The sequence below is a fragment of the Nonomuraea cypriaca genome (genome assembly GCF_015645445.1).
Taxonomy (GTDB): Bacteria; Actinomycetota; Actinomycetes; order Streptosporangiales; family Streptosporangiaceae; genus Nonomuraea; species Nonomuraea cypriaca.
In genome coordinates this window covers 1-1,547 of sequence record NZ_JADOGI010000507.1, presented here as the reverse complement: position 1 = coordinate 1,547, position 1,547 = coordinate 1, and the positions used below count along the sequence as shown (strand labels likewise).

Below are 1,547 nucleotides of genomic sequence, written 5' to 3'. Positions count from 1 at the left end.
TGTGTATAAGAGACTGGTGGGGGCGGTGAGCAGGTGGAACGGGGTGGATTCGAGGTCGAGGTCGGGGTGCGGGCGGGTGACGTTCACCGTGGGGACCATCGTGCGGTGGCGCAGCATCAGCGCCGCCTTGATCAGTCCCACCACGCCGGCGGCCGCGTTCAGGTGGCCGACGTTGGACTTCACCGAGCCGATCGCGCAGCGGGCCGCGCCGTCGAACGCCGCCGCGGCGGCCGCCACCTCGATCCGGTCCCCGAGGTCCGTGCCGGTCCCGTGCGCCTCCAGGAACTGGGCCTCCGCCGGGTCGAGGCCGGCCGCCGCCCACGCCTCCACGATGGCGGCCGTCTGCCCGTCCACTCCCGGCGCGGTGAAGCCCACCCGGGCCGCGCCGTCGTTGGCCACCGCCGTACCGCGGACGATCGCGTGGATCGGGTCGCCGTCCGAGAGCGCGTCCTCCAGCCGCCTGAGCACCACCAGCCCGACGCCGTCGCCACCGACCGTGCCGGCCGCCTTCTCGTCGAACGGGCGGCAGCGGCCGTCGGGGGAGGCGATACCGCCGGGTTCGTACACGTATCCCCGCCGGTACGGCGAGTCGACCGACACGCCGCCGGCCAGCGCCAGGTCGCACTCACCGAGTAGCAGCGCCTGCACGGCCACGTGCACGGTCGCCAGCGAGGTCGAGCAGCCCGTGTGGACGGTCAGACTCGGCCCGTCCAGGTTCAGCCGGTACGACAGCCACCCCGCGAGGAACTCCCGGTCCGTGAGGACCCGGACCTGCATGGGCCCGTGCCGCCCGCGCAGCCGCCGGTCGACCTGGGCCGCGGTCGCGTGCTCGGTGGGCGCGCCGCCCACGTACACGCCGGTCCTGACGGGGGCGGCGCGCGGGTCGTACCCGGCGTCCTCCAGCGCAGACCAGGCCGTCTCCAGCAGCAGCCGGTGCTGCGGGTCCAGCGCCGCGGCCTCGGCGGCGTTGAACCCGAACAGCTCGTGCTCGAAGCGGCCCGCGTCCGCCAGGAACCCCTTGGCCGGCACGTAACCGGGGGCGCGCAACTCGGTGGGGTCGACCCCGGCGGTCAGGAGTTCGTTCTCGGTGAAGTCGGTGATCGAGCAGACGCCGTCCCGCAGGTTCGCCCAGAACTCGCCGAGGTCGCGGGCGCCGGGGAAACGGCCGCTCATGCCTACGATGGCCACCGCCGGTGCGTCAGTCATTCGTTGTCGCCTCTCTGTGCGTTCCTGCGGGCGGCCAGCCGCTCGCGCCGGAGCAGGCCCCGTCGCCTGGACTCGCCGTGGTCCGCCCGCGCCCCGCCCTCCAGCCGGGCGGCGAGGGCGGCGACCGTGGGGTGCCTGAACAGCTCGACCAGTCCGACGCCGCCGTCCTCGCCCCGCTCGCGCAGCGTCGCGAGTACGGCCAGCAGCCTGATCGAGTTGCCGCCCAGATCGAAGAAGTTGTCGTGCCTGCCGACCCGGGACAGGCCGAGCACCTCCGACCACACCCGCGCGAGCCGCCGCTCGGACGGGGAGGCGGGCTCCTCGTACGAGCCGCTCAGGCC

Annotated in this window: 2 protein-coding genes; both read right to left on the bottom strand. The window is 74.3% G+C overall.

What is annotated here, in order from left to right; translation table 11 throughout:
- The coding region (locus tag ITP53_RS55245) for a beta-ketoacyl [acyl carrier protein] synthase domain-containing protein (protein ID WP_195903473.1) at nt 1-1,206 on the bottom strand (1,206 nt) is incomplete at its 3' end.
- Nucleotides 1,203-1,547: phosphopantetheine-binding protein (locus ITP53_RS55240; protein ID WP_195903472.1), on the bottom strand; the 345-nt coding region annotated here is incomplete at its 5' end. The genes ITP53_RS55245 and ITP53_RS55240, both read right to left, overlap by 4 nt.